This is a genomic window from Klebsiella sp. 54 (assembly GCF_018223875.1).
Lineage (GTDB): Bacteria > Pseudomonadota > Gammaproteobacteria > Enterobacterales > Enterobacteriaceae > Klebsiella > Klebsiella quasipneumoniae.
Genome location: NZ_JAGRRA010000002.1, coordinates 700,821 through 721,444, shown reverse-complemented (window position 1 = coordinate 721,444; position 20,624 = coordinate 700,821). Strand labels below are relative to the sequence as shown.

Annotated in this window: 17 protein-coding genes; 8 read left to right on the top strand and 9 right to left on the bottom strand. The window is 59.8% G+C overall.

Going from position 1 to position 20,624, the window contains the following annotated elements; genetic code table 11:
• The first annotated feature begins 199 nt into the window (after nucleotides 1-199).
• The gene (locus KHQ24_RS05115; RefSeq protein WP_004179131.1) at nucleotides 200-1,885 is read left to right on the top strand and encodes an aspartate:alanine antiporter; all 1,686 of its coding nucleotides are present in this window, start codon (nucleotides 200-202) and stop codon (nucleotides 1,883-1,885) included.
• Nucleotides 1,886-2,063: 178 nt separating this feature from the next.
• Here the strand turns inward: KHQ24_RS05115 and KHQ24_RS05110 are convergent, their stop codons facing one another.
• A complete protein-coding gene (locus KHQ24_RS05110) occupies nucleotides 2,064-2,627 on the bottom strand; it encodes a TetR/AcrR family transcriptional regulator (RefSeq protein WP_023320041.1) in 564 nt (187 codons plus the stop codon).
• Nucleotides 2,628-2,709: 82 nt separating this feature from the next.
• Between KHQ24_RS05110 and KHQ24_RS05105 the strand changes: the two genes are divergently transcribed.
• Nucleotides 2,710-3,912, top strand: a complete 1,203-nt coding sequence (locus KHQ24_RS05105) for an MFS transporter (RefSeq protein ID WP_080841190.1) — start codon at nucleotides 2,710-2,712, stop codon at nucleotides 3,910-3,912.
• Nucleotides 3,912-4,724: a Cof-type HAD-IIB family hydrolase gene (locus KHQ24_RS05100; RefSeq protein ID WP_017900140.1), complete on the top strand. Its 813-nt coding sequence runs from the start codon at nucleotides 3,912-3,914 to the stop codon at nucleotides 4,722-4,724. Before KHQ24_RS05105 ends, KHQ24_RS05100 begins: the two co-directional genes overlap by 1 nt.
• Before the next feature lie 38 nt (nucleotides 4,725-4,762).
• On the opposite strand, the gene kdeA is transcribed toward KHQ24_RS05100, so the two are convergent.
• Nucleotides 4,763-5,995 (bottom strand): multidrug efflux MFS transporter KdeA, encoded by a 1,233-nt coding sequence (gene kdeA, locus KHQ24_RS05095; protein WP_004201293.1) that lies wholly within the window; start codon nucleotides 5,993-5,995, stop codon nucleotides 4,763-4,765.
• A 326-nt stretch (nucleotides 5,996-6,321) separates the two neighbouring features.
• Here kdeA and ybjG point away from each other — a divergent pair, with 326 nt between their 5' ends.
• The gene (gene ybjG, locus KHQ24_RS05090) at nucleotides 6,322-6,915 is read left to right on the top strand and encodes an undecaprenyl-diphosphate phosphatase (RefSeq protein ID WP_004201292.1); all 594 of its coding nucleotides are present in this window, start codon (nucleotides 6,322-6,324) and stop codon (nucleotides 6,913-6,915) included.
• 102 nt (nucleotides 6,916-7,017) lie between these two features.
• Nucleotides 7,018-7,776, top strand: a complete 759-nt coding sequence (gene deoR / locus KHQ24_RS05085) for a DNA-binding transcriptional repressor DeoR (RefSeq protein WP_094311334.1) — start codon at nucleotides 7,018-7,020, stop codon at nucleotides 7,774-7,776.
• A gap of 39 nt (nucleotides 7,777-7,815) precedes the next feature.
• On the opposite strand, the gene dacC is transcribed toward deoR, so the two are convergent.
• On the bottom strand, nucleotides 7,816-9,018 hold the full coding sequence (gene dacC, locus KHQ24_RS05080) for a serine-type D-Ala-D-Ala carboxypeptidase (RefSeq protein WP_004201290.1): 1,203 nt from the start codon (nucleotides 9,016-9,018) through the stop codon (nucleotides 7,816-7,818).
• Nucleotides 9,019-9,273: 255 nt separating this feature from the next.
• Here dacC and KHQ24_RS05075 point away from each other — a divergent pair, with 255 nt between their 5' ends.
• A complete protein-coding gene (locus KHQ24_RS05075) occupies nucleotides 9,274-9,900 on the top strand; it encodes a glutathione S-transferase family protein (protein ID WP_004201289.1) in 627 nt (208 codons plus the stop codon).
• A 2-nt stretch (nucleotides 9,901-9,902) separates the two neighbouring features.
• On the opposite strand, the gene KHQ24_RS05070 is transcribed toward KHQ24_RS05075, so the two are convergent.
• Both KHQ24_RS05070 and bssR read right to left on the bottom strand, forming a co-directional pair.
• Nucleotides 9,903-11,012, bottom strand: a complete 1,110-nt coding sequence (locus KHQ24_RS05070) for a PQQ-dependent sugar dehydrogenase (RefSeq protein WP_211777147.1) — start codon at nucleotides 11,010-11,012, stop codon at nucleotides 9,903-9,905.
• A gap of 115 nt (nucleotides 11,013-11,127) precedes the next feature.
• The gene (bssR, locus tag KHQ24_RS05065) at nucleotides 11,128-11,511 is read right to left on the bottom strand and encodes a biofilm formation regulator BssR (RefSeq protein WP_004201285.1); all 384 of its coding nucleotides are present in this window, start codon (nucleotides 11,509-11,511) and stop codon (nucleotides 11,128-11,130) included.
• Between the two features lie 377 nt (nucleotides 11,512-11,888).
• Between bssR and KHQ24_RS05060 the strand changes: the two genes are divergently transcribed.
• Both KHQ24_RS05060 and rimO read left to right on the top strand, forming a co-directional pair.
• Nucleotides 11,889-13,130, top strand: a complete 1,242-nt coding sequence (locus KHQ24_RS05060) for an oligosaccharide MFS transporter (RefSeq protein ID WP_049116963.1) — start codon at nucleotides 11,889-11,891, stop codon at nucleotides 13,128-13,130.
• Between the two features lie 235 nt (nucleotides 13,131-13,365).
• Nucleotides 13,366-14,691, top strand: coding sequence for a 30S ribosomal protein S12 methylthiotransferase RimO (gene rimO / locus KHQ24_RS05055; protein ID WP_211777146.1), 1,326 nt, complete (start codon nucleotides 13,366-13,368; stop codon nucleotides 14,689-14,691).
• 580 nt (nucleotides 14,692-15,271) lie between these two features.
• On the opposite strand, the gene gsiD is transcribed toward rimO, so the two are convergent.
• The 4 genes from gsiD to gsiA form a co-directional block, all read right to left on the bottom strand.
• On the bottom strand, nucleotides 15,272-16,183 hold the full coding sequence (gsiD, locus tag KHQ24_RS05050) for a glutathione ABC transporter permease GsiD (protein WP_004886276.1): 912 nt from the start codon (nucleotides 16,181-16,183) through the stop codon (nucleotides 15,272-15,274).
• Nucleotide 16,184: 1 nt separating this feature from the next.
• Nucleotides 16,185-17,105, bottom strand: coding sequence for a glutathione ABC transporter permease GsiC (gsiC, locus tag KHQ24_RS05045; protein WP_087832378.1), 921 nt, complete (start codon nucleotides 17,103-17,105; stop codon nucleotides 16,185-16,187).
• Nucleotides 17,106-17,177: 72 nt separating this feature from the next.
• On the bottom strand, nucleotides 17,178-18,719 hold the full coding sequence (gene gsiB / locus KHQ24_RS05040; protein ID WP_004886272.1) for a glutathione ABC transporter substrate-binding protein GsiB: 1,542 nt from the start codon (nucleotides 18,717-18,719) through the stop codon (nucleotides 17,178-17,180).
• A 32-nt stretch (nucleotides 18,720-18,751) separates the two neighbouring features.
• Nucleotides 18,752-20,611, bottom strand: coding sequence for a glutathione ABC transporter ATP-binding protein GsiA (gsiA, locus tag KHQ24_RS05035; protein WP_211777145.1), 1,860 nt, complete (start codon nucleotides 20,609-20,611; stop codon nucleotides 18,752-18,754).
• Nucleotides 20,612-20,624: the final 13 nt, after the last annotated feature.

Genomic DNA, 20,624 nt, shown 5'->3' with positions numbered 1-20,624 from the left:
CATGCCAATAACTCCCCTGCCAGCCTGAAAACGATTGTCACTAGCCGCCGCATCCAGGAAGGATTAAACTAGCGGGTATATTTTTGCTGGTTATAACAGGGTGCCAGAATAGGTTCGCGACAACGCGAACGCCTGAGCAACCTTAGACCAAATAACCATTTCCTTCAACAACTTACTAGTAAACGAGAAGTTGGCTTTCGTGAATATAAACGTCGCAGATTTGTTAAACGGGAATTACATCCTGTTATTATTCGTTGTACTTGCATTAGGACTATGCCTGGGAAAACTGCGTCTCGGCTCAGTACAACTTGGTAATTCCATTGGCGTTTTAGTCGTTTCTCTATTATTAGGTCAGCAGCATTTCGCGATTAACACCGATGCCCTTAATCTCGGCTTTATGCTGTTTATTTTTTGCGTCGGCGTGGAAGCCGGTCCTAACTTTTTTTCGATTTTTTTCCGTGACGGGAAAAACTATCTGATGCTGGCGCTGGTGATGGTCGGCAGTGCGATGCTGATCGCCATGGTGCTGGGTAAAGTCTTCGGCTGGGATATCGGGCTCACCGCCGGTATGCTGGCGGGGGCGATGACCTCCACCCCGGTGCTGGTGGGCGCGGGGGACACCCTGCGCCATTTCGGCCTGCCCAGCGATCAGCTGGCGCAGTCGCTTGACCATCTGAGCCTCGGCTATGCCCTGACCTACCTGGTTGGTCTGGTGAGCCTCATCGTCGGCGCCCGCTATATGCCCAAACTGCAGCATCAGGATCTGCAGACCAGCGCCCAGCAAATCGCCCGCGAGCGCGGCCTCGATACCGATTCCAAACGTAAAGTTTACCTGCCGGTGATCCGCGCCTATCGCGTCGGCCCGGAACTGGTGGCGTGGGCGGATGGCAAAAATCTGCGCGAGCTGGGCATTTATCGCCAGACCGGCTGCTATATCGAACGCATCCGCCGCAACGGCATTCTGGCCAACCCGGACGGCGACGCGGTGCTGCAGATGGGCGACGATATTGCGCTGGTGGGCTACCCGGACGCGCACGCTCGCCTCGACCCGAGCTTCCGCAACGGTAAAGAGGTGTTCGACCGCGATCTGCTCGACATGCGCATCGTCACCGAAGAGATTGTGGTTAAGAATCACAACGCCGTCGGCCGCCGCCTGGCGCAGCTCAAGCTCACCGACCACGGCTGCTTCTTAAACCGGGTTATTCGCAGCCAGATCGAGATGCCTATCGACGACAACGTGGTGCTGAACAAAGGCGACGTGCTGCAGGTCAGCGGCGACGCCCGCCGCGTGAAGACCGTAGCCGACCGCATCGGCTTTATCTCCATTCACAGCCAGGTGACCGACCTGCTGGCCTTCTGCGCCTTCTTTATCGTCGGCCTGATGATCGGCATGATCACCTTCCAGTTCAGCTCCTTCAGCTTCGGCATCGGCAACGCCGCCGGCCTGCTGTTCGCCGGCATCATGCTTGGCTTCCTGCGCGCCAACCACCCAACCTTCGGCTATATCCCGCAGGGGGCGCTGAACATGGTGAAAGAGTTTGGCCTGATGGTGTTTATGGCCGGGGTCGGGCTCAGCGCCGGGGCCGGGATCAATAACGGGCTGGGCGCCGTCGGCGGCCAGATGCTGGCGGCAGGGCTTATCGTTAGCCTGGTGCCGGTGGTGATCTGCTTCCTGTTTGGCGCCTATGTGCTGCGCATGAACCGGGCGATGCTGTTCGGCGCCATGATGGGGGCGCGCACCTGCGCCCCGGCGATGGAGATCATTAGCGATACCGCGCGCAGCAACATTCCGGCGCTCGGCTATGCGGGCACCTACGCCATCGCCAACGTGCTGCTCACCCTCGCCGGGACGCTCATCGTGATCATCTGGCCGGGGCTACAATAAATTTTTTGCGAAAAAAGCCGCCACAGGTAGAACTTTTTCTCAGGGCATCAGTCATAAGTAATGCCACTGCTTTTCTTTGATGTCCCCATTTTGTGGAGCCCATCAACCCCGCCACTTCGGTTCAAGGTTGATGGGTTTTTTGTTGCCTGCGTTTAGCCATTCCGGGTGAAACGCCGCCTCAGCACTCCTCTTCCTGCGCCCTCTCCCCCGCCAGCTGCCCGACCATCATGCGGATCGCTGCCTTCGACAGCGGCGCGCGGTCGGTGACAAAGTGCAGGGTCATCCCTTCAATAAAGGCGTCGAGGCCGCGGGCGGTGTCAGGGGCAAACCACTGCTCCAGCGTCTGCTGGCTACGCCGCATCCAGTTCTGCATCACCGCCTTCAGCGCTGGCTGGCTGCTACAGAACGCATACAGCTGGTACATCAGCTCCATATTGCGCGCCGTGGTCACCTGGGCGCTGAAGATCAGCTCCGCGATGGCATCGCAGGCTTGTTGCCGGTTCGCTACCCCGGCGAAGCTTTGCTGATACTGCGCCGACATCTCGGCGGTAAACAGGCTGAACGCCTCCTCGATCAGCGCCTCGATGCCGCTGAAATAGTAGGTCAGCGACCCCAGCGGCACATTCGCGCAGGTGGCGATTTTACGGTGCGTCACCGCATGGACGCCGTGCGCCGCGATGGTGTCCAGCGTCGCCTGCAGGATGCGCTCGCGGCGCTGCGGATCGTTCGGTCTACGGGCCATGATTTTCCTCTTTCGGTTTATGTACAAATGTACACATGCTTGCTACTGTTGTCTTCACTCTTCTCCTTTAAGGCGTTTACGGATGACGACGCAATCTTCGCGCAGAGCGCTCCAGCTTCGACTGTGGGCGCTGTTTATGTTCTTTTTCATCCCTGGCTTATTAATGGCCTCCTGGGCCACCCGCACGCCGGCGATCCGCGATCTGCTGGCGCTTTCTACCGCAGAGATGGGCATCGTGCTGTTTGGCCTGTCGGTGGGGTCGATGAGCGGTATTCTCTGCTCGGCGTGGCTGGTGAAGCGCTTTGGCACCCGCAAGGTCATCCGCACCACCATGTCCTTCGCCGTACTCGGCATGCTGGTGCTCAGCCTGGCGCTGTGGCTTGCCTCCGCCCCGCTGTTCGCCTTCGGTCTGGCCATCTTTGGCGCCAGCTTTGGCTCGGCAGAGGTCGCCATTAACGTCGAAGGCGCGGCGGTTGAGCGGGAGATGAATAAAACGGTGCTGCCGATGATGCACGGCTTCTACAGCTTTGGCACCCTGTTCGGCGCCGGGGTGGGCATGGCGGTGACCGGGTTCGGCCTTCCCGCCGCCCCGCATATCCTGGCGGCCGCGCTGGTGGCCATCCTGCCCATCGCCATTGCTATCCGCGCCATTCCGGAGGGTACCGGTAAAAATGCCGCCGAAGCCGCCCACGGCGAGGCGAAAGGTCTGCCGGTATGGCGCGATGCGCAGCTGCTGCTTATCGGGGTCATCGTCCTGGCGATGGCCTTCGCCGAAGGCTCAGCCAATGACTGGCTGCCGCTGCTGATGGTGGACGGCCACGGCTTTAGCCCCACCTCCGGCTCGCTGATCTATGCCGGCTTCACCCTCGGCATGACGCTGGGCCGCTTTACCGGCGGCTGGTTTATCGATCGCTACAGCCGGGTGACGGTGGTTCGTGGCAGCGCGGTGATGGGCGCTCTGGGTATTGGCCTGATTATCTTCGTCGACAACCCCTGGGTGGCGGGCATTTCGGTGCTGCTGTGGGGCATTGGCGCCTCGCTCGGCTTCCCGTTGACCATCTCCGCCGCCAGCGATACCGGTCCGGATGCCCCTAAGCGCGTCAGCGTGGTGGCGATTACCGGGTATCTTGCTTTCCTCGTCGGGCCGCCGCTGCTGGGCTTCCTCGGCGAGCATTTCGGCCTGCGCAGCGCCATGATGGTGGTGCTGGGCCTGGTGATGGTGGCGGCGCTGGTCGCCCGCGCGGTGGCTAAGCCACAGTCTGAACCCGTTATGGAGAACAGCTAATGAGCATCAAACTGATTGCGGTGGATATGGACGGCACCTTTTTAAGCGATGCCAAAACTTACAACCGGCCGCGCTTCCTCGCCCAGTATCAGCGAATGCGCGAGCAAAACATTCGCTTCGTGGTCGCCAGCGGCAACCAGTACTACCAGCTGATCTCCTTCTTCCCGGAGATCGCCCACCAGATCGCCTTCGTGGCGGAAAACGGCGGCTGGGTGGTGAGCGACAATGAAGACGTCTTCAACTGCCAGCTGCCGGTTCACCATTTCAACGCCGTGGTCGACCATCTGCAGACGCTGCCGAATATCGAAATCATCGCCTGCGGGAAGCGCAGCGCCTACACCCTCAACCGCTACAACGACGCGCTGAAGACGGTGGCGGCGAAGTATTATCACCGCCTTGAACTGGTGGATGATTTTAACCATCTCGATGACACCATCCTCAAATTTGGTCTCAACGTGCCGGACCGCCTGATCCCGGAAATTCAGCCGAAGCTGCACGCGGCGCTGGGGGACATGGTGACAGCCGTAGCCACCGGCTACGGTAGCATCGACTTAATTATCCCGGGGGTGCACAAAGCCAACGGCCTGCGTATTTTGCAGCAGCGCTGGGGTATTGAAGATCACGAGGTGGTGGCGTTCGGCGACAGCGGCAACGATATCGAAATGCTGCAGCACGCCGGATTTGGCTTCGCCATGGCCAACGCCCGGGAAGACGTCAAAGCCGTCGCCCGCTATCACGCGCCGCACAATAACGAAGAGGGTGTTCTGCAGATTATCGATAAGGTATTGGATCGCGAAGCGCCATTCGCCTGATAAGACCCGGATGCGAGCGCATCCGGGTTTTCAACCGGTTATCCCTGCTGCGAATTGCCGACGCTTTTATCTTTCAGGAAGTAGATCATCAGCCCCAGCCACAGTACCCCGCCCAACAGGTTAAACAGGCTGAACAGCCCGTTGCCGCCGAGCTCGTAAGCATGTTTGCTGAGCTCGATGCCGACGGTGAAGATCAGCATCTGCAGCATCCCCATCGCCGCCGAAACCGTGCCTTTGCTCATCTCGCTGGCGAACAGGGTTAAGCGCACCAGGCCGGCGTTCGCCAGGCCAATCCCGAAGGCGTAGAAGCTCAGACCGGCGGTCATCCACAGATAGGCGTGGGAAGAGACCACCGTCGCCGCCGCGGAGAGGAGCAGGCCAAACACGATAGGCCAGCCGCCCATGATAATCAGCGAGCGCACGGTACGGCGCGAAGTCAGGCGCGCCAGCACCAGGTTGCCGGCAATCAGCGCGCCGAAAATCGGCACCTGCAGCATGCCATACTCATAGCTTGTCGCCTGTTCGCCGCTGATAATAATCACCGGCGACTGGGCGATCCACGCCAGCAGCGGCAGGCTGACAAAGCCGGTAGCCAGCGCGCCGGCGACGAAGCGCAGGTTCTTCAGCACCAGCCGATAGTCGCGGCCCAGCTCTTTGACCGACAGCTTTTCACCCAGTCGCGTCGCGGTTTCCGGCATCGCCCGCTGCAGGCCGACAAACGAGATAGCCGCCAGCACGGCGAACAGCACGAACATCATCTCCCACGGCAGGATATGCACCCAGGCGGCGCCCACCAGCGGCCCCAGCAGCGGGGCAATCAGCGCCACGTTGGCCATCAGGGCGGTGATTTTAATACACACCGCCTCCTCAAAGGACTCCTGGATCGCCGCGTAGCCGACCGCGCCGATAAAACACAGGCTGATCCCCTGCAGGAAGCGCAGCAGGGTGAACTGTTCAATGGTCTGCGCCAGCAGCGTCGCCAGGCAGGTGACGATAAACCACACCACCCCGGTCAACATCACCGGACGGCGGCCAATACGGTCCGACAGCGGCCCCAGCAGCCACTGTAGAAACATGCCGCCGGCCAGATAAGCGGTCATCGAGGTGGGTACCCACTCGTTGCCCACCTGAAACTCCTGAACCACGGCCAGCATACCCGGCTGGATCATATCGTTGCCGATATAGGTGGAAAACTCGTATAGCACCAGACATAGCGGGAACAGCAGCGCCTGCCTTCCGAGGCGGCGACCTGAAAGCGAATAATTTTGCATGAAATCTCTTATCTATCAAAAATCGCGCAAAGTGTAATGAAACTCCCGGCGCGGAGATAGTGAATTGTGGGTGACACCGCACAATATTGCGAGTTGCGCGCCAGCGTCAGGGCTCGCCTTAGCAATTCACTCTGCGTATATATTCCGTTTATGTTTCAGCCATGTGACAAAGGATATACTGACGCTTTTCAGGGGGTTAGCGCCGCACCTCAGAAGGCGACATTTCTTAACAACCTGATATTTAAGACAATACTGCTTTATCTCCGCACCGCTTTTATTTAGGGTAAGCGGCTTATTTGCTATCGGACCAACGAGCCTGGAAGTCTATGCTGGAAAATATTAACTACGCGCTGTTCGCCCTGCTCAACGCGACCCCGGCCTCGCCGCAGTGGGCCATTGAGGTGGCGATTTTCATCGCTAAAGATCTGATTCTGATCGTGCCCCTGCTGGTGGTGACCTTGTGGCTGTGGGGGCCTGCCCAGCGGCAGATGGTGTTTAAGCTGATGCTGGCTCTGAGCATCAGCCTGACCGTCTCATGGGCGATCGGCCACCTCTATCCGCACGATCGGCCGTTTGTCGCTGGCGTGGGCTATAACTTCCTGCACCACGCGGCGGACGATTCCTTCCCCAGCGACCACGGCACCGTCAGCTTTACCTTTGCCCTGGCCTTCCTGTTCTGGCACCGCGTCTGGTCCGGCGCCCTGCTGATGGCCCTTGCCGCCGCCATCGCGTGGTCCCGCGTCTATCTCGGCGTCCACTGGCCGCTGGACATGGTCGGCGGCCTGCTGGCCGGGATGTGCGGCTGCCTTGGCGCGGCGCTAATCTGGCATACTGTCGGCTCGGCGCTGTACCGTCAGCTGCAGCGCCTCTATCGCCTCTGCTTCTCCCTGCCGATCCGCAAAGGCTGGGTGCGCGGCTAAACGCCGACCGTCGCGGCGGCGACCGCGTGACTAACCCGCAAGCGACAGGTAAAATCCCGCTAACGCCCTGCCTCCGCAGGGCGATTTTAGCGCAGAGGGAATATGGAAACTCGCCGTGACGAACGCATCAGTCAGCTCATTCAGGCACTCAAGCGCAGCGATAAGCTGCATCTGAAAGAAGCGGCCTCCCTGCTCGGGGTGTCGGAAATGACCATTCGTCGCGACCTCAACGGCCACAGCGGTCCGGTCGTGCTGCTCGGCGGATACATTGTGCTGGAGCCGCGCAGCGCCACCCATTACCTGCTCAGCGACCAAAAAACCCGGCTGGTCGAGGAAAAACGCCGCGCCGCCCGCCATGCGGCCGCGCTGCTGGAGGCCCATCAGATGGCCTTCTTCGACTGCGGGACCACCACCCCGTGGATCATCGACGCCATTGACGACGCTCTGCCCTTCACCGGCGTCTGCTACTCCCTGAACACCTTTCTGGCCCTGCAGGAAAAGCCCCAGTGCCGCGCGATCCTGTGCGGTGGGGAATTTCATGCCAGCAACGCGATTTTTATGCCGCTGAGCCTTGAGGATACCCTCAGCCATCTGAGCCCTGACATCGCCTTTTACTCGGCGGCGGGCATTGACTGCGAGCAAGGGGCAACCTGCTATAACCTGGAGGAACTGCCGGTCAAGCACTGGGCGATGCGACACGCGCGCTACCACGTGCTGGTGGTAGACCACAGCAAGTTTGGCAAAGTGCGTCCGGCGCGCATGGGGGCGTTAGCGAAGTTTGATGTGATCGCCAGCGATATCTGCCCGGATGACGAGCTGGTCGCGCTGGCGAAGGCGCAGCAGATTTCGCTGCTGTACTGAACATGAACGGACCGCGCCCCGCCGGGCGCGGTCATGACATCAGGAGAACCAGCTGCCGAACCAGCCGTGCAATTTCATCAGTACGAAGTCGATCATCCGGCTGAAGAAACCGCCCTCTTTCACCGGCTCCATGACGATTAGCGGGCGCTGCTCGATGGTTTTATCATTCAGCTTAAAGTCGATAGTCCCGACCACCTGCCCCTTCTCCAGCGGCGCGGTAAGCTGCGGCTGGTTTAAGGTGTAGCTGGCTTTCAGGTTTTTCAGCTGCCCCTTCGGCAGGGTGATAGAGCCCGCTTCGCCAGCCCCCAGTTTCGCTTCGCTGCTGTCGCCAAACCACACGCGCTGAGTGACGAAGGTGGCATCCGGTTTAATCGGCGTCACGGTTTCATAGAAGCGGAAGCCCCAGGTCAGCAGTTTTTCTGACTCGTTAAAACGAATGCGGTCGGTTTTGGTCCCCAGCACCACGGCAATCAGACGCATATCGCCCTGCGTGGCCGAAGAAACCAGGTTATAGCCGGCCCCGGCGGTGGTCCCGGTTTTCACACCATCGGCGTTGAGGTTGGTGCTCCACAGCAGACGGTTACGGTTTGGCTGACGAATTTTATTAAAGGTGAACTCTTTCTCTTTATGTACCGCGTACTCTTCCGGTACATCGTGGATCATCGCTTTGGTCAACAACGCCATATCGCGAGCGGTACTGAACTGCCCCGGCGCATCAAGGCCGTGAACGGTCATAAAGGTGGTGTTGGTCAGCCCCATTTTTTTGGCGTAGCCGTTCATCAGGCTGACGAAAGCGTCCTGGCTGCCCGCCACGTAGTCCGCAATGGCAATGCTGGCGTCGTTACCGGACTGAATGATGACCCCTTTGTTCAGATCTTCCACGGAAACCTGCATGCCGGGCTTGAGGAACATCACCGATGAGCCGCGCAGCGCCGGGTTGCCGGTCGCCCAGGCATCGCGCCCGACGGTCACCATATCGGTCAGTTTAATTTTTCCCGCTTTTATCGCCTGCCCCACCACGTAGCTGGTCATGATCTTCGTCAGACTGGCCGGGTCGAGTTTTTCATCGGCATTGCCTTCGCTTAGCACCTTCCCGCTGGCGTAGTCCATTAGGATCCAGGCGCGAGCGTCAATCGAAGGGGCGTCGGGGAGTTGTTCTGCAGCCTGCACCGCAGGTGCGACAAGAAATAACAGCGCGCAACCTGCCGCGAGGCCGCGAAGGGAAAAAGCGTCATGCATCATAAGAGCCACCCAAGTATCCTTTCCAAACAAAATATGCCGCGCCACTCTGACCGCGCCGCAGCAACCGGTGAGTAAAGCGTACAAATGACCTTAAAGAAACAGCGAGTTGGTAAAGTTTTTAAAGTTTACGCAATAACATGCCGCCGTGCTTTAATCAGAACAATTTTTTTGATCGTGATTGCCTAAATATTAACTTTATCCCAACATGATCGCCGATCGCGCTGCAACGGCAGTGAAACAAACTCAGGAGCGAAAATGATTACACTGTGGGGACGTAATAATTCGACCAACGTGAAGAAAGTGCGCTGGGTGCTGGAGGAGCTGGATCTGCCGTATGAGCAGATCCTCGCCGGGCTGGAGTTTGGTCTCAATCATGACCCGGAATATCTGGCGATGAACCCCAACGGGCTGGTGCCGCTGTTAAAGGACGATGCCACCGGGGTGGTGTTGTGGGAATCAAATACGATTATTCGCTACCTTGCCGCCCAGTATGGCGTTGACCGTCTGTGGCTGGCCGCGCCGGCGCAGCGCGCGCAAGGCGAAAAGTGGATGGACTGGTCCAACGGCACCCTCTCTCCCGCTCATCGCCCGGTGTTAATGGGCCTGGTGAGGACGCCGCCGGAGCAACGCGACCCGGCGGCCATAGCCGCGGGGATCAGCGCCTGCGAAACGCTGTTCGCCATGCTGGATGACGAACTGGCCAAAATGCCGTGGCTCTCTGGCGAGCAGTTCGGCCTTGGCGATATTGCCGTCGCCCCCTTCGTCTACAACCTGTTGTCGATCCTCGACAGCTGGCAACCGCGGCCCCATCTGCAGCGCTGGTATCAGCAGATTAGCCAGCGTCCCGCCTGGCGCGAAGTGGTGCAGATCCCGGTCACCTGACGCTACTTCTCCGGACTCAGCCGCAATAGCTCGCCGTTAGACTCGTCGGTTAACACATACAGATAGCCGTCGGGTCCCACGCGAACGTCGCGGATGCGTTTCCCGCGCGCCTCCAGCAGGCGCCCCTCCTCGCGGACCTGATTGCCGTCCACCGCCAGAACAATCAGCGACGTCTCCTTCAGCGCGCCGATAAACAGCTTATGTTGCCACTGGGGAAAGGTCTGCGCCGCGTAGAAGGCCATCCCGCTTACCCCGGGCGAGACCGGCCAGACATACAGGGGAGGCTCGGTTCCCGGAACCGTTTTGCCCCTGGCCTCCGGAATGGGCAGGCCGCTGTAGTTAATGCCGTGCGTCGCCAGCGGCCAGCCGTAGTTTTTTCCCGCCTGCGGGATATTAATTTCATCCCCGCCGCGCGGGCCGTGCTCGTTCAGCCACAGCGCCCCGCTCCACGGATTTATCGCCATCCCCTGTGGGTTGCGGATGCCGTAGGCCCAGATCTCCGGCCTCACGTCGGCCCGGCCAACAAAGGGATTATCCGGCGGCACACCCCCGTTCTCCGTCAGGCGGACCACTTTTCCCTGCAGCCTGTCGAGATCCTGAGCGGTGGGACGCTGATTGTTCTCCCCGAGGCCAACAAAGAGATGCCCTTTGCCGTCAAACACCAGCCGGCCGCCAAAATGATTGCCGACGGAGAGTTTCGGCTGCTGGCGAAACACCACGGTGAAATTCGTCAGTTGGGTGGCATCCTGGCTCAACTGCCCGTAGCCCACCGCGGTGCCCGCTTTGCCGCTGGCGTCGCTTTCCGCATAGCTTAGCCACACCCGCCGCGACTGCGCGAAATCCGGGGCCAGCGCCACGTCCAGTAAGCCCCCCTGGCCGTTGGCCCACACCTGCGGCACGCCGGCTATCGGCGCCGACAGGCCTTTACCCGGTTGCCAGCGCTTGAGCTCGCCGCCACGCAGGGTGATCAACATGCCCTGGTCGCCGGGGAGAAATGCCAGGCTCCACGGATGGGCCAGCCGGTTCTGCAATACCTCCACCCGCGCCGCGGCCTGGCTCAGGGCCGGCAGCGACAGGGCGCTCAATAGCAACAGCAGCGAGATCGGACGCATGGCATTCTCCTTTCGTCAGCTCTGCGCTAAAGGGTAGCCAGCGGGGAAATTTGCGCGGGGATTTTTACATAACCTTTAACAGGGGAAGCATCCACTTCCCCTGGGTTTCAGCCGATCAGGCATGAGGAATTGGCGACAATTTATTCAATTTATGAATATTTGAAGTCAATCCTGTCAGACAGCGTTCTAGCTTCTCTACGTTAACAGCGATGTACAGCGGACAATCATGATGCCCGCTCATCAGGCATACTGCAGCGGCGGCGACGGACTCGCCGGCCAAACGAAGGGCATCCTTTTCCTCCGGTGAAATGACATGCTGCAGGCGCGGCGCCTGGGCACGCATTTCACGGCAAAGCTCAAACAAGTTTTCACGCAGATGGTCATTTTCGCTGACTGACATGTAGCCTTTGGCCTTCCGCAGCTGCAGATAGGCGTCAATATCGATATTGGCGTTAATGAGCTTCTGCAAAAGGTGGCGGTATAGTCTGTCAACGGTCATCACGGTTCCTCCTCTGTCGTCCTTTACCCTATCCATAATACGGTTATTTTTTGTACAAAATGATGCGCCAGGTCAATTATTCCCAAGACTTTAACACCATTTACAATTTGACAACCTTGCCGCTTTGTCAGGTCTACAACAAAAATAATGTCACACGATCACATTTAATTTCGCAAAGAAACAAAATCGCCATAATCGCCATTAAGTGGCCAAAATAGTGCTGCAATGATCACATTATATCGCAGATGCTATTGCACGATCGTAAGACAGAATGCCATAACAAATCATTAATGTAATACGTATAACATTTAATAAAAGCAGCGACCGCGGCCGCGGTTCGCTGATAATCTCTCTGCCCGTTTGCAAGGAACTGAACCATGACGCCCGGTAAAAGAAACTACCTTCTGTTGAGTCTATTCGATTTCCTCTACCTGTTCGCCTGGTCGTCGACCATGGCTTTCTTTGTCATTTGGACCACCCAGCATCTTGGCATCAGCGCCACGAAGACCGGCCTGCTCTACTCGGTCAACGCCTTTATCGCCCTGCTGATGCAACCTTTCTTCGGCTTTATCTCCGACAAGTTCGGCCTGAAAAAACGGCTTATCTGGCTGCTGGTCGCCCTGCTCCTGCCGGTGGGCCCCTTCTTTATCTATGTTTACGCGCCGCTGCTGGTGCACAATTTCTGGTTCGGCGCGCTGCTGGGGGGGATCTATCTGGGGATCATCTTTAACTCCGGCTGCGGGGTGATCGACTCTTACATCGATAAGATTTCCCGTCGCTACCAGTTCGAATACGGTCGGGTGCGGATGTGGGGCTCGTTAGGCTGGGCAGCGGCGGCCTGGATTGTGGGTAAATATATCGACAGCAATCCTAATCTGGCCTTCTGGCTCGCCAGCCTCGCCATCGTCATCGCCGCCATCTGCTTTATGCTGACCAAAATTGAATTAACCGACGCTGATGTGGCGCGAAGCGAATCGCTGAAGGTCTCCCATGCCCTCGAGCTGGCGAAGAACGGTCAGTTCTGGATGCTGCTGCTCTTTACCCTGTTCGTCACGCAGATTTATGACACCTACGATCAGCAGTTTGCCCAGTACTTCTCGCAACAGTTCCCGACGCCGGAGGAAGGCAACCGCTGGTATGGGATCCTCGCCTCCATTCAGGTTTGCGGCGAAACGCTGTTCTTATGCCTGATGCCGTGGTTTGTTAACCGGACCGGCGCCAAGTGGGCGCTGATCATTGCCGGGCTGATCATGTCGGTACGTATTGTTGGTTCGGCGGTGCCTCTCGGACCGGTGTGGATTGGCGCAGTAAAAATGATGCATGCCCTGGAGAAACCGTTAATTCTGGTGTCGGTCTTTAAATTCATCGCCGCCAACTTCGACCACAAGCTCTCTTCGACAGTCTATTTACTGGTGCTGTTTGTCGCCTCGATCGCCACCGCCATTTACTCCCCGCTGGCTGGCTATCTGTACGATACCATTGGCTTCGCCGACACCTATCTGATCCTCGGCGGCATCGCCGGACTATTTACTTTGATCTCTGTCTTCACGCTGCAGGATAAGCGCGAGCCGAAAAAGCCCGGCGCCGCCCCCTCCGGAGCCGTCACCCCGGCGCAATAAGTCTCTGCCCGGCAGCAACGCCGGGCGTGAATCGCCGCCTGCGCGCACGGCTTGCCGGAAGCGTTTCCCGCCCCTCTGCTCCGGGGCGTGCGGGATCCGCTTTAGCGGCAGGGGCATGAAAGGCAGGGCTGGGTGCGCTTTTTCACCATTAACCGTGACGGAGCTATACTCTTTTTCGCAAAGATCTGTAGAATTCCTGCCCTGACCATTCCAATAATTGAACACTTTTTAAGCTATGAGCAATGTCACGCACCAGCCGAAAATCGGCTTCGTCTCCCTGGGCTGCCCGAAAAACCTCGTGGACTCAGAGCGTATCCTGACCGAACTGCGCACCGAAGGTTATGACGTCGTCCCTACCTACGACAACGCCGATATGGTGATCGTTAATACCTGCGGCTTTATCGACAGCGCTGTGCAGGAATCGCTGGAAGCGATCGGCGAAGCGTTGAAAGAGAACGGCAAGGTGATCGTCACCGGCTGTCTCGGCGCAAAAGAGGATCAGATCCGTGAAGTGCACCCGAAGGTGCTGGAGATCACCGGTCCGCACAGCTATGAGCAGGTGCTGGAGCACGTCCACCACTATACGCCAAAGCCGAAGCACAACCCGTTCCTGAGCCTGGTGCCGGAACAGGGCGTTAAGCTGACGCCGCGCCACTACGCCTACTTAAAAATTTCTGAAGGCTGCAACCATCGCTGCACCTTCTGCATTATTCCGTCCATGCGCGGCGACCTAGTGAGCCGTCCGATTGGCGAAGTGCTGGCGGAAGCCAAACGCCTCGCTGACGCTGGCGTGAAAGAGCTGCTGGTGATTTCGCAGGACACCTCCGCCTACGGCGTCGACGTCAAGCACCGCACCGGTTTCCACAACGGTATGCCAGTGAAGACCAGCATGGTCAGCCTGTGCGAAGAGCTGGCGAAGCTCGGCATCTGGGTGCGCCTGCACTATGTCTACCCGTACCCGCACGTTGACGATGTGATCCCGCTGATGGCGGAAGGCAAAATTCTGCCATACCTCGATATTCCGCTGCAGCACGCCAGCCCGCGCATCCTGAAGCTGATGAAGCGTCCAGGTTCCGCGGACCGTCAGCTGGCGCGCATCAAGCAGTGGCGTGAAATCTGCCCGGATCTGACCCTGCGCTCCACCTTTATCGTGGGCTTCCCGGGGGAAACGGAAGAAGATTTCCAGATGCTGCTCGACTTCCTGAAAGAGGCGCGTCTCGACCGCGTCGGCTGCTTCAAGTACAGCCCGGTTGAAGGCGCCAGCGCCAATGAGCTGGCGGATCAGGTGCCGGAAGAGGTGAAAGAGGAGCGCTGGAACCGCTTTATGCAGCTGCAGCAGCAGATCTCTGCCGAGCGTCTGCAGGAAAAAGTGGGTCGCGAAATCCTGGTGCTGGTGGATGAAGTTGATGAAGAAGGCGCCATTGGCCGCAGCATGGCCGACGCCCCGGAAATCGACGGCGCGGTCTACCTGAACGGCGAAACCGGCGTCAAGCCGGGCGACGTGGTGCGGGTGAAAGTCGAGCACGCCGACGAATACGACCTGTGGGGAACCCGGGTCTAGTCCAGCTTCCCGGATAGCGGCTTAGCGCATTCCCAGCCTACGGGGTCCTCCCGTAGGCTCCCCCCCCAGGCCCGCGCAAGCGCAGCGCTGCCGGGCAAGCGTTGATGACCTTCCAGGCAACCCTGTTGCGCCGTTATTTTGCCGGGTGGCGCTACGCTTACCCGGCCTACGTTCGTACGACCTGTCGTTAATTTATTCACCATTGTTGCTGAAACTGCCGGGGCTGGCGGCCTCAACATCGCTGAGACGTTCCCGGATGGCCGGGGCAGCCCGCATGGATGCGGGCTGAGGGCCGTGTTTTGCACGGACGCTGCCTCGGCCCGACCCGAAGCCTGCAGGGATAAGTCGAAGGTACCACGCAGTGGCGATGTTGCTGGCCGGAGCCCGGGGGTACAGGGGGCGGCGGCGACTGGCCGCCCCCTGTGCGCTCCCTGCGCCAAGCCAGACATAACGCAGAAAATTAACCGGGAGCGCAATGTGCGCTGACGCCACACGTGATAAACGCTTTTCCCGGGCAGAGAAAGTGGCAACCGATGCAGCTTAGCCCCCCGTCGTGCGCCAGACCGTCACCCGACGTCCCCTACCCCTTTAACTTCGGATCCAGCGCATCGCGCAGGCCATCCCCCAGCAGATTAAACGCCAGCACGGTCACGAAAATCGCCACCGCCGGAAACAGCGCCACGTGCGGGGACATCACCATATCCGCCCGCGCCTCGTTGAGCATCGCGCCCCACTCTGGCGTGGGCGGCTGCGCGCCGAGACCGAGAAACGACAGACTGGCCGCCGAAATAATCGATACCCCAATGCGCATGGTGAAATAAACCACGATCGACGACACCGTCCCCGGCAGGATGTGGTGGAAGAGGATGGTGGCATCGCTGGCGCCAATGCTGCGCGCCGATTCAATAAAGGTCTGCTGCTTTAATACCAGGGTGTTGCCCCGCACCAGCCGGGCGAACGCCGGGATCGAGAAGATCGCCACGGCGATAATCACGTTGGCCATCCCGCTACCCATGACGGCGACCACCGCGATCGCCAGCAGGATCCCCGGAAAGGCGAACAGCACGTCGCACAGACGCATAATCAGCCGGTCCCACCAGCCCTCATAGTAGCCGGCCAGCAGCCCAAGCACCGTGCCGATGGCCGCGCCAATCAGCACCGCCAGCACCCCCGCGGCCAGCGAGATCTGCGCCCCCACCAGCACCCGGCTGAAAATATCGCGCCCCAAAGAGTCGACACCGAACCAGTGCACCAGCGAAGGCCCCTCGTTAAGCCGGTCGTAGTCGAAATAATTTTCCGCATCGTACGGCGCTATCCATGGGGCGACGATGGCCACCGCAATCAGCAACAGCACGAAAATACCGGCGCCCATGGCCACCGGCTGACGCCGAAAGCGCCGCCAGAACTCATGCCAGGGGGTATGGATTTCGCCGGGCCTGATGCCCGGCATGGCGTTCAGCGCCGCCTGCCTTCTCCAGTTAAGCAATCGCACCTTACTTATACCTGATAGCCGGGTTTATGGCCGCGTACAGCACATCCACCACTAAATTGATAAGAATAAACTCCAGCGAAAAGAGCAGCACTTCCGCCTGAATCACCGGGTAATCGCGCATTTCTACCGAATCGACCAGCAGTCGCCCCAGCCCCGGCCAGTTGAAGACCTTCTCCACGACGATCGAGCCGCCGAGCAGGAAACCGAACTGCAGCCCCATCATGGTGACCACCGGGATCATCGCATTGCGCAGACCATGCTTGAGCACCACCCGCGTTTCGCTCACCCCTTTCGCCCGGGCGGTACGCATATAGTCTTCATGCAGCACATCGACGAACGACGCGCGGGTAAAGCGCGCCATCACCGCCGCCACCGCCGCGCCGAGGGTCAGCGACGGCAAAATATAGTGCCGCCAGCTGTCGGCGCCCACCGTCGGCAGCCAGCCCAGCTCAACCGAAAACACCTGCATCAGCAACATGCCGAGGGCAAAGGCCGGAAACGAAATACCGCTCACCGCCAGCGCCATTCCCAGACGGTCAGGCCAGCGATTGCGCCACACCGCCGCCGCGATCCCCACCGCCATGCCAAACAGCACTGCCCAGCTCATGCTGGCCAGCGTCAGCCACAGGGTGGGCATAAAGCGGCTGGCTATCTCACTGGCAACGGGACGCCGCGAGGCCATGGACATGCCAAAATCGCCGCGCAGCACGTTGGTGATGTAGTGCCAGAACTGGACGTGCAGCGGCTGGTCAAGCCCCAGCTGCTGGCGCACCATCGCCACCACCTGGGCATCGGCCTCTGGTCCGGCAATCAGCCGCGCCGGGTCGCCGGGCAGCATATGGACGAAGAGAAACACCAGCACCGCGACGATTAGCAGGGTGGGGATCAGCCCCAGCAGGCGCTTAATCACATAGTTGAGCATCGTACCTCCACAACCCGCCCCGCGGAAAAACCGCCCTCCGCCCACTAGCGCCGGAGGGCATCATCTCGACCTTCACGGTGTTAAATCTGCCTGTTCGAAGCTGAAGCCGGTGTCCGGCTGGATATAGAAGCCGGTGAGGTTCTTGCTGTGGGCGGAGACCAGTTTCTCCACCACCAGCGGCACCCACGGCGACTCTTTCCAGATAATATCCTGCGCCGCTTTATAGAGTTTGGTTTTCTCTTGCGGATCGGTGGTTTTCAGCGCCTCGCTCAGCGCGCTATCCACCTGCGGGTTGCTGTAAAAAGCGGTGTTAAACAGGGTCGGCGGCCAGTTTTGGGAAGCAAACAGCGGCGACAGCGCCCAGTCGGCTTCGCCAGTGGAGGCGGACCAGCCGGTATAGAACATCCGTACCCCGCTCTCTTTCTGCCCTTTACCTTCCACTTCCGCCGCCCGCTGACCGGCGTCCATCGCCGTCACCTGCGCCTTTATGCCCACCTGCGCCAACTGCTGCTGGGTAAACTGCAGCACTTTCTGCGCGGTGCTGTGGTTATGTGACGACCACAGCGTAGTGCTAAACCCGTTGGGGTAGCCGGCCTCTTTTAGCAGCTGGCGCGCTTTCGCCGGATCGTAAGGCCACGCGGGGTAGCTCTGAGCGTAGGCAATCGATGGCGGCACCACGCCGGTCGCCGGGGTGGCATAGCCGGCAAACGCCACCTTGACCAGCGCCTGGCGGTTGATGGCGTAGTTGATCGCTTCGCGCACCTTCGGATTATCGAACGGTTTCTGCGTCACGTTCATGCTGATGTAACGCTGCATGATCGACGGACTGGCCACCAGCTCCAGTTTGCTGTTTTTCGCCAGCAGCGGCGCCTGCTCGTAGGGGATCGGGAAGGCAAACTGCGCCTCGCCGGTCTGCAGCATCGCCGCCCGGGTATTGTTATCGACCACCGGTCGCCAGGTAATGGAATCCAGCTTCGGCAGCCCCGGCTGCCAGTAGCCATCGAACTTGCTGACCTTCACGAAGTCGGTCTGGTTCCAGGTATCGAGCTTATACGGCCCGGTGCCCACCGGGTGGAAGCCGATATCCTTGCCATATTTTTTCAGCGCCGTCGGCGAAATCATCGCCGTCGCCGGATGGGCGAGAATATTAATAAACGCCGAGAACGGCTGTTTAAGGGTGATTTTCACCGTGGTCGGATCAACCGCCTCGGTGCTGGCGATATTTTTATACAGGTTATAGCGCTTGAGATGGTTTTCCGGGTTGCTGGCGCGGTCGAGGTTAGCCTTGACCGCCTCGGCGTTAAAGTCGGTGCCATCCTGGAATTTCACCCCGCTGTGCAGCTTGATGGTGTACACCAGGCCATCCGGCGACACGGTGTAGCTCTCGGCAAGAACATTTTGCAGCTTCATCTCTTTATCAAGGCCGAACAGGCCTTGATAAAAGGACTTCGCCACCGCCTGCGACAGAGTATCGTTAGCATCATAGGGGTCGAGCGTCGTGAAGTTAGACCCGACCGCCACCACTACATCTTTGGCAGCAAAAGCGGGGGCGCTCGCCAGGGCCGCCGCGATACTCAGCGCCAGCCACCATTTGCGTGAAACAGGTTGTGTCATCGTGTTCTCCTGAAAAGGTGCGTTATGTGTTGTTATGTTCTGCCCAGCACGTCGGCGGCGTCGCGGGCGACGAAGTGGCCCGGCCCAACCTGCTGCAATGGCGGGCTGGCGATCTCCTCGCCCCGCTTATAGATATTGCCCGGGACGTCATCAGACAGCAGGACCCGCTGCGGATGACGGTAGGCCGGGTCGGCCACCGGTACGGCAGCCATGAGCTTACGGGTATAGGGGTGCTGCGGGTTTTCAAACACTGCGCGGCGCGGGCCGATTTCGACAATCCGGCCGCGATACATCACCGCCACGCGGTGGCTGATGCGCTCCACCACCGCCATATCATGGGAAATAAACAGAAACGCGATGCCCATCTCGCGCTGCAGGTCGAGCATCAGATTGATAATCTGCGCACGAATGGAGACATCCAGGGCCGACACCGACTCATCGGCAATCACCACCTTCGGATTCACTGCCAGCGCGCGGGCAATGCAGATCCGCTGCCGCTGGCCGCCGGAAAAGGCGTGGGGGTAGCGCCAGGCATGCTCCGGCTGCAGCCCCACGCGCTTCAGCAGCCAGGCGACCCGCTCGCGCGCCGCCTCCCTGTCCAGCAGGCCATGCACCCGCAGCGGCTCCATAATCGAATCGCCGACCGTCTGGCGCGGATCGAGCGAGGCGTAAGGATCCTGAAAAATAAACTGAATATTGCGCCGCAGGGACTGCAGCTTGCTGCCGGAGAGGGTATCGATCCGCTGACCGTCGAAGGTAATGGTGCCACCCTGGGTCTCAACCAGCCTCAGCAGCGCCCGGCCGGTGGTCGACTTGCCGCAGCCGGACTCCCCCACCAGAGAGAGGGTCTCTCCCGGCCAGAGATCAAAACTCACCTTCTCCACCGCATGCACTTCGCGCGTCACGCGATTGAGCAGCCCGCCGCGCACCGGGAAACGGGCCACCAGATCGCGCACCTGCAGAATCGGCTCCCCCGCCACCACCGTGTCTGGCGTTTCTGTCTCCGCCAGCGGCTGCCCCGGCAGCGGAAAGCGGCGCGGCAGATCCCGACCGCGCATCTCCCCCAGCCGGGGGACCGCCGCCAGCAGCGACTGCGTATAAGGGTGCTGCGGTGAACGGAAAATCTCCTCGACGCTGCCGGTCTCCACCGCCTCGCCGCGATACATGACCAGCACCCGATCGGCGATATCGGCCACCACCCCCATGTCATGGGTGATAAAGATTACCCCCATCGCCATCTCCTTTTGCAGGACGGCGATAAGTTGCAAAATTTGCGCCTGGATGGTGACATCCAGCGCCGTGGTCGGCTCGTCGGCAATCAGCACCGCCGGCCGACAGGAGAGTGCCATGGCGATCATCACCCGCTGGCGCATGCCGCCGGAGAGCTGGTGCGGATAGCGTGAGAGCATCTCTTCCGCCTGGGGAATACGCACCTGGTCGAGCATCTTTTTTGCCGCGCGCAGCGCCTCTTCGCGCCCCAGCCCCTGGTGCAGACGCAGGGATTCGGCGATCTGCTCGCCGATGGTGAACACCGGGTTCAGCGAAGTCATCGGCTCCTGAAAAATCATCGCCAGGTCCGCGCCGCGTACCCGGCGCATTTCGGCCTCCGATTGCTCATTGAGCGCGATCACCTGCCGGTTGCGCCGTCGCAGCCACAGCCCCTCGCTGCTCACCTCGCTGCTGGCGGCGTCAAGCAGACGCATCAGCGCCAGAGCGGTGACCGATTTTCCCGAACCAGACTCCCCGACAATCGCCAGCGTCTCGCCGCGGCGCAGGCTGAAGGAAAGCTGACGCACGGCCTGCACCTCTGGCGCATCCTGCTGGCGAAACGCCACGTTCAGGTTGCGCACCACCAGTACTTCGCAGGTATCCGTTTCGTGAGTTTGCGGCACTCTCCCTCTCCCT